This is a genomic window from Candidatus Obscuribacterales bacterium (genome assembly GCA_036703605.1).
In the GTDB taxonomy this organism is placed as follows: Bacteria; Cyanobacteriota; Cyanobacteriia; order RECH01; family RECH01; genus RECH01.
This window is the reverse complement of sequence record DATNRH010000812.1, coordinates 1-7158: the sequence shown is the minus strand read 5'-3', so window position 1 is coordinate 7158 and position 7158 is coordinate 1. Positions and strand designations below refer to the sequence as shown.

At 54.7% G+C, this 7158-nt stretch carries 6 protein-coding genes; all 6 read right to left on the bottom strand.

Annotated elements, in window-relative coordinates; genetic code table 11:
* Nucleotides 1-550, bottom strand: a 550-nt coding sequence (locus V6D20_16880) for a DUF3084 domain-containing protein (GenBank protein ID HEY9817455.1), incomplete at its 3' end; no start/stop codon positions are given.
* Nucleotides 551-858: 308 nt separating this feature from the next.
* The gene (groL, locus tag V6D20_16875; protein HEY9817454.1) at nt 859-2496 is read right to left on the bottom strand and encodes a chaperonin GroEL; all 1638 of its coding nucleotides are present in this window, start codon (nt 2494-2496) and stop codon (nt 859-861) included.
* A 138-nt stretch (nt 2497-2634) separates the two neighbouring features.
* Nucleotides 2635-2946 carry a co-chaperone GroES gene (gene groES, locus V6D20_16870; GenBank protein ID HEY9817453.1) on the bottom strand — a complete coding sequence of 104 codons (312 nt, stop codon included), beginning with the start codon at nt 2944-2946 and terminating at the stop codon, nt 2635-2637.
* Nucleotides 2947-3235: 289 nt separating this feature from the next.
* Complete coding sequence (locus V6D20_16865; protein ID HEY9817452.1) at nt 3236-4072, bottom strand: Tab2/Atab2 family RNA-binding protein; 837 nt, start codon at nt 4070-4072, stop codon at nt 3236-3238.
* 47 nt (nt 4073-4119) lie between these two features.
* Complete coding sequence (locus V6D20_16860) at nt 4120-5718, bottom strand: ATP-binding protein (protein ID HEY9817451.1); 1599 nt, start codon at nt 5716-5718, stop codon at nt 4120-4122.
* 435 nt (nt 5719-6153) lie between these two features.
* Nucleotides 6154-7089, bottom strand: a complete 936-nt coding sequence (locus V6D20_16855) for an NAD-dependent epimerase/dehydratase family protein (GenBank protein ID HEY9817450.1) — start codon at nt 7087-7089, stop codon at nt 6154-6156.
* Between the last annotated feature and the right edge of the window lie 69 nt (nt 7090-7158).

The following is a 7158-nucleotide window of genomic DNA, read 5'->3' as shown; positions in this document are numbered from 1 at the left end:
CCCGTTCCTGCTGAATGTCCTGAATTTCTGACCGCAGTTGATCAGCCTGCTGGGAAGCAGTTTCTAACTGATCTTGGGCTTGGCGGAAATTGGTTTCTAGCTGATCTAAATTATTACGGGTGCGCTCTAACTGTTGTTGGGTACGCCGCTGGCGGGCGATCGCCTCATCAAGAGATTGGTTGATATCTTGGAGTCGCGCCTCTGCCTGCCGCTGCTCATTTACCGATCGCTCTAACTCACCTTGAATCCGAGATTTTTCTGCCTGGGTTTCGTCTAATTCCTCTCCCGCCATGGCTAGATCGTCTTGGATGTTCTGAAGTTCAAACACTCCAGTACGCAGCTGATCGCTGATTAAAAATAAGATGGCCAGGGTCGAGGCCGAGATCACACCACCGGTCAAAATAGTAATGACAGTGGCTGTCTGGCGGGGGCGGAGGTTGAATAAACTCAGGCGCGCTTTGCCTACGCGCATTCCAATGCGATCGCCCAATGTAGCAATGACACCGCCGAGTATCAAGATAGCCGTGATTAGAATCAGCCCGGTTGTCATTCCTGGTTCCAGCGCTCCTCATTCCGATGACCTGGGAACCCTAGAGAATCTGGTAGATGAGATGCGATCGCACTCCTCATGGGTTAACTGTGCTTATTGTAGTAACTTGTGCTGGTGAATCCAACGCCTGAGTTTAGCAAACTCACCTCTCTTTACACAAACAAATGCGCTACCCGCCGTCGAGTAGCGCCGATGATCAAACTAGTTTGGAAAGGCGATCGCCGTTGGTGGTCAGCGATCGCCCCATGGATGTCCCTAAGGTATGGGTTTCAGGACTTAACCTTAGACCTAGACCCTAGAGGTTGACCTTAGTAATCAAAGTCGCCGCCCATGCCAGCGCCAGCGCCAGCGCCAGCTGCTTCCTTGGACTCAGGCTTGTCTACCACGATGCATTCGGTGGTGAGCACCATGCCGGCGATAGACGCTGCGTTTTGCAGAGCGGAACGGGTCACCTTGGCAGGATCCACGATTCCAGCTTCAAACATGTCAACGAATTCGTTGGTGGCGGCGTTGTAGCCGATGTTGAAGTCTTTTTCTTTGACGCGCTCGGCAATCACAGCACCGTTTTGACCAGCGTTTTCAGCAATGCGCTTCAGGGGAGCGGTGAGCGCCCGAGCCACAATACCTGCACCGATCAGCTCTTCACCGCTGAGGGTGGTGCTAGCCCAGCTTTCTAGGTCAGGAACCAAGTGAGCCAGGGTGGTGCCGCCACCAGGAACGATACCTTCTTCAACGGCTGCCTTGGTCGCGTTGATGGCATCTTCTAGGCGCAGCTTCCGATCCTTCATTTCGGTTTCGGTTGCAGCACCGACTTTAATCACAGCCACACCGCCGGAGAGCTTAGCCAAGCGCTCTTGCAGTTTTTCGCGATCGTAGGAGGAATCGGTTTCGTCGATTTGACGACGGATTTGTTCACAGCGACCCTTCACAGCCACTTCGTTGCCTTCTGCAACAATGGTGGTGGTGTCTTTGGTGATGGTGATGCGGCGAGCTTTGCCGAGCATTTCCAGCTTGGCGTTGTCGAGCTTCAGACCAGCATCTTCGGTGATCAGTTGACCGCCGGTGAGCACAGCGATGTCTTCCAGCATGGCCTTACGGCGATCGCCGAAGCCAGGAGCCTTAACAGCAGCCACGTTCAGCACACCGCGTAGACGGTTGACCACTAGGGTTGCTAGGGCTTCTTTCTCGATGTCTTCTGCAATGATCAGCAGCGGACGACCGGAGCGAGCCACTTGCTCTAGCACGGGTACAAGATCTTGCACCAAGGCAATTTTCTTGTCGGTGATCAAGATCATGGGCTCATCCAGCACCGCTTCCATGCGCTCGGTGTCGGTGGCGAAGTAGGGAGAGATGTAGCCTTTTTCAAAGCGCATCCCTTCGGTGACTTCTAGCTCGGTGGTCATGGATTTCCCTTCTTCCAAGGAAATCACGCCTTCCTTACCAACGGTGTCCATGGCGCTGGCAATCATGCGACCCACTTCTTCATCGTTACCAGCAGAGATGGTACCGACTTGAGCGATCGCGTTGGAATCTTCCACGGGGCGGGCTTGGTCAGCAATTTTTTCAACCAAGAATGCCGTCGCGCGATCGATACCGCGCTTCAGGGAAATAGCGTTGGTGCCGGCGGCTACGTTACGCAGACCTTCCTTAACCATGGCGTGGGCCAAGACGGTGGCGGTAGTGGTGCCGTCGCCAGCCGCATCATTGGTTTTGGACGCCGCTTGACGAATCAAGGACACACCGGTGTTTTCGATGTGGTCTTCTAGTTCGATTTCCTTAGCAATGGTGACACCATCGTTCACGATTTGAGGTGCGCCAAACTTCTTCTCTAGCACCACGTTGCGGCCCTTGGGCCCTAGGGTGACTGCCACTGCTTCGGCTAGAATATCAATTCCGCGTTCGAGAGCACGACGAGCATTTTCGTTGTAAATGATGCGCTTAGCCATAGTGTTCGGTGTCCTAAAGGGTTCTCAGTTTCAAGTGTTGAGTGATGTGTTGAAATGCAGGGATTGGGTGAGGTGCTAAACCGAAGGAGTGATCGCTTCGGAACGCAGGGACTGTCTAGCCCTCAAACCTTGTAGTGTCTATACAACGACGGCCAAAATATCTTTTTCAGACAGGAGAACATACTCTTCGCCGCTGAGCTTGATGTCGGTGCCTGCGTACTTGGAGTAGAGAACTTTATCGCCGACTTTCACTTCGACTTCTTGGCGGGAGCCGTCATCATTGCGCCGACCGGGGCCAACGGCGGCAATTTCGCCCACCTGAGGCTTTTCTTTAGCGGTGTCTGGTAGCAAAATGCCACCAGCGGTCTTTTCTTCAGATGCGTTTACTTTCACAAAAACGCGATCGCCTAGGGGCTTAACGGTTGAAACGCTAAGGGATACTGCTGCCATAGGAATACTCTCCAACTTCGTCGGTGTAATAGAAAAAACTTAGAATTGCACGGTGTGCAAGGCATATAAGTTTTAACGGATGCTACGGCTTTCTCAGACCAACCACGTTGACTGAGCAGTCGTAGCCACTGCGATCGCAACTCGTAGTGAAGCGAGGGCAGTGAGGGATGAGGGATTAGCACTCTCACCTCCTGAGTGCTAATTTAACGGACTGAGGTAGGCCTCCGCAACTTACTGATCAGTACGGTTTCCCGAACTGAAGCGGTCTTGAAGTTACCCATGGCTACGGTTAAGTTGCCGTTTGCAGCAGCCACAGACCGGTGTAGGTGACCCCAGAGTCATCGGGTTGTACTAGGAGGAAATGTAGACCCTGGCTGGTTTGTAGGCGTTGTTGATAGGTCTGTCCAGCGGCGATCGCTTCGGGGTCATCAAAGGTGGTGAGAATCCAGCGATCCACCAAACCAGCTTCGAGAATCAGTCCATCGGGGGCACCGGGTATGTAGTGGAGTGAGACCGGATCGGCCTGCTCCAGCCAGCGGGCCAGGCGCATGGACTGCCGCCCCCCGTAAATGATTACACCGGGCACCATGGTGGTGGAGGCAAGTTTTAGGGTTTGGGGTATTAAGGCCTCGGGCCAAACGCGAATGGGAATAGGGCGATCGCCAAACACTAGGTCGAGGTCACTGGCAGCGATCGCCGCAAAGCGCCAGCTTTCTCCCCAGAGGTTATCGGCTAGGGGCAGCGGCGGCGGGCGATCGAGGGCGACGGGGTCGTAGGCTTCCCCGGTGTAGTTGGGCAAGTGGGGATAATCCAGCGCCCGCTGTTCCAACAGGGCATGGAGTTGGGGCGTATGGCGGGTGGCTGCCACCGATATACCCAGACTCTGGCAAGCGGTTTCCAACAGACTGAGGGATTGGGGACGGAAGACCAAAAGGCGGTCGGGCTGGCCATGGAGATTCACGGCGGTGGTGATCTGCGCCGTCAGCCAGGCGCTGCTGAGGGAAGGTTGGGGGCAAGCGGCGATCAGTAGAGCGCGATCGCCCTCACAGACCACAACTTCCCATAAAGGATTGCCCGCTTCATCCCTTAGGGGGCGACGATAAAGGTCCGCTTGCCAAATTCTCACCGTCCTATGCCTCGCTATGCTGATTGCTGGGTTGACGGCCTCAGCCCTCAGGTATTGTAAATCGGTAGGAGGACATGGAAGATCGATCCCTCCCCGGGCCGGCTACGCACAGACACCGAACCGCCACAGTTGAGGGCCAGTTGCTGCACCATGGACAATCCTAGACCGGGCCCAGACGACTGATCTTCTTGATGGCCCCGTAGGCGATAGAACGGCCGGAAAACTCGCGATAGCTCTGCCGGTGCAATTCCCACGCCGGTATCTTTAAATTCAAGCTGGATGTAGTCACCCTGCTGCTTGGCAGACACCCAGACCTCGCCGCCGGGGGGGGTAAATTTAATCGCATTATCCAGCAGGTTGATGACAATCTGACTGAGCCATTTGTGTAAGCAAGACACGGCGGGTAGATCGCTGGAAATGGTGTAGGCCAGCATCATGCCGCGTTCGCGGGCAAGGGGCTGATAGGTGCTGACGACGCCGGGCACCACGTCCGATAGACGAATCGGCTGCATCAGGGCATGGTCCGCATGGTCTTCTAGCTGCATCAGGTCTAAAACGCTGGTGATCAACGCACTCTGGCGATCGCATTCCTTGGTGAGCAGCTCCATGTAGCGCTGGCGCTGGGGCGGCCGTAGGTTGGGTGATTCCAGCAGGGTCAGGGCTGTTTTCATCGTGGTGAGGGGCGTGCGCATCTCCTGCCCCACATTTTTGAGGAATTCATCTTTGATCCGCAGACGGTTAGTCAAGCCTTCGCATTCGAGCTGGAGGGTGGCGACCTGCTCCGATAGTTTGCGATCGGCGGCGCTACGATGCCACAACTCTTCCTGGTAGAACAGTTGCCGACTGTAAAACTGGCCCAGCAAGACCGGACTGGGGGCGATCGCCTCCCCTTGGGTGAGGCCATCCCACTGCTCTAGAAGTTCCTGCCCCTCCGGGCTAGGTTCGCTGAGCTGTCCTGCCTGAATGGCCTGCTGTACCCCGGATAAGACTTGCTGAATGGTTTGGGGCATAAATGAGCAAATGCAGAGGAGTGGATGCTTGCGCCGACTGGGGCTGCCCTCATCACTCAAAATTGCGGTGGTTTGGGGACGCACACTGGGAGGTGCCGGGTCGGGACTGGGGCTAGGGCGAACGGTGCGCGGACGATGAGCCAGCAGCAGGATGGAAAACCGCTGCGATCGCACAATTAAAAAATACTCCCGCCGCAGTTGGCTATGGGTTGCTAAGGGCAAGGAGGTGGCTGGGCAGATCGTCAAGGGCGAAGGCAGGGGCTCGATAAAATGAATGTCTGAATCGGTGTCAGAATCCCAATCAAAGGTACTGGACTCTGGACTCGGTGTGGGACGAGAGGGGGGGCGATCGCTCTCCTCAGGGGTGTGGTAGGCAGATTGGGGATTTTTAAGGATATAGATAGCGCTGTCGGGATGGGCCGACCGTTGGTAGCGCTCGACCTCACTCGACCATGCATAGCCCCGAGGCAGCTTCATCCACAGCGTTGCAGGTTCTTGCGCCTCGCTGAGCACATCCATGATGGCCGACAGCATCGACTTAAACGTGGTGGGACTAACTTGCAGCGGTTGGGAAACCTGCTCAATGCTAGCTGCCAGCTCATACAGGGACGAGTCTTGAAAACTGGATGCGTTCATAGATTCCAGTGAATGAATCGATTGGGCATGGCTACTCTGGCGGATACATGAGCAAGATCACAGTTCCTAGCCATCCGCCCTACCAGTGGTTTCACTAGTACAGCCATTGGTTACGTATCGGCACCCTGATGCACCTCGTGAGCCATATGGTCATGCTCAGGTCTAGCGCCATCTCTGACCTGTATCTGTAAACTGTGTTTGTGAGCTATACCCGTATCGCCACGGTAACATCCCCATGGCTAAACGAACTCCGTAGGCTAGCTGTTGCCGGACTAAGGAAGAGCACAACCCTAATCCGTCCTATCCGTGGGTGACACTGACGATACAGCGCCAACCTACTTGAGGGCGATCGCTATTCTACTGAGTTATAAAGGATACAACCAGGGTATCTGATCCAGTGCGGGTGGTAAAGGTAGCCTGCCCTTCCTGAAAATACTATGCGCTTTTTAGAATTTCATCATCTAGGCTGAAATCGACCATATTGCGATCGCCCCCATTTGCCAGGTAGTCGGCTTGAAAGGAATCTTTCAAGCCAGAGATCAAGTCATACTTCGGATGCCAGCCAAGGTCAGCCTGGGCGTGGTGAATGTCTGTAAAGAAATGCTGTACCCGCATGGGGAAAGCTTTCTTCTTCCCAAAGTCAAAGTCTTTGGGATTGTAATGGACAATCTGGAGCTGCTCGGGATCTTTGCCAGCGGCGATCGCACAGGCGCGGGCTAATCCGTCAAAGGTAACGTAGCGATCGCCGGAGATGTTGTAGATTTTGCCGACGGCCTGCTGATTACCCAAAACCTGGGTCATGGCCATGGCTAGATCATACACATGACCCAACTGGGTGAGATGCTGCCCATTGCCGGGGATAGGGATGGGTCGATCGCGCACAATCCGATCAAAAAACCAGGCTTCAAGGGGGTTGTAGTTTTGGGGGCCGTAGATATAAACCGGACGCACCGAAGTAAACGGTACCGCTTGGGCAAATAAGGAGGCCTCGGTTTCAAACTTACCCTTATGGCGACTGTTGGGGTCAACCGTATCCCCCTCCAGATGGGGCATTTGGTCAGATTTTTGATAGACCCCTGCCGAACTCACATAGACAAAGTGCTGCACCTTGCCATTGAAGAGGTCGATCAACGGCTGGGTGTCGCTCTGCTCGCGGCCGTTGTTATCAAAAATGGCATCAAACCGTTCGTCACCGAGCTTTTGCTTCAGGTCATCGGCATTTTGGCGATCGCCATGGATCTCAGCAACACCTGCAACCGGAGCGGGCCGGTTGCCTCGGTTAAACAGCACCACCTCATGCCCCTGCTCAACTAAAAGCTGTGTGAGGTACACACCAATGAAGCGGGTGCCACCCATGACTAAAATTCGCATATACCTATCCCTTTGATCTCTCAACTGATTGATCTATCGCCCTAATTGTACCGAAAAGAGGATCTGCCA

Bases quoted from the DNA above. Each gene is read 5' to 3' on its own strand.
- groL (HEY9817454.1), bottom strand. From the start codon at position 2,496: ATGGCTAAGCGCATCATTTACAACGAAAATGCTCGTCGTGCTCTCGAA.
- groES (HEY9817453.1), bottom strand. From the start codon at position 2,946: ATGGCAGCAGTATCCCTTAGCGTTTCAACCGTTAAGCCCCTAGGCGAT.
- V6D20_16860 (HEY9817451.1), bottom strand. From the start codon at position 5,718: ATGAACGCATCCAGTTTTCAAGACTCGTCCCTGTATGAGCTGGCAGCT.
- V6D20_16855 (HEY9817450.1), bottom strand. From the start codon at position 7,089: ATGCGAATTTTAGTCATGGGTGGCACCCGCTTCATTGGTGTGTACCTC.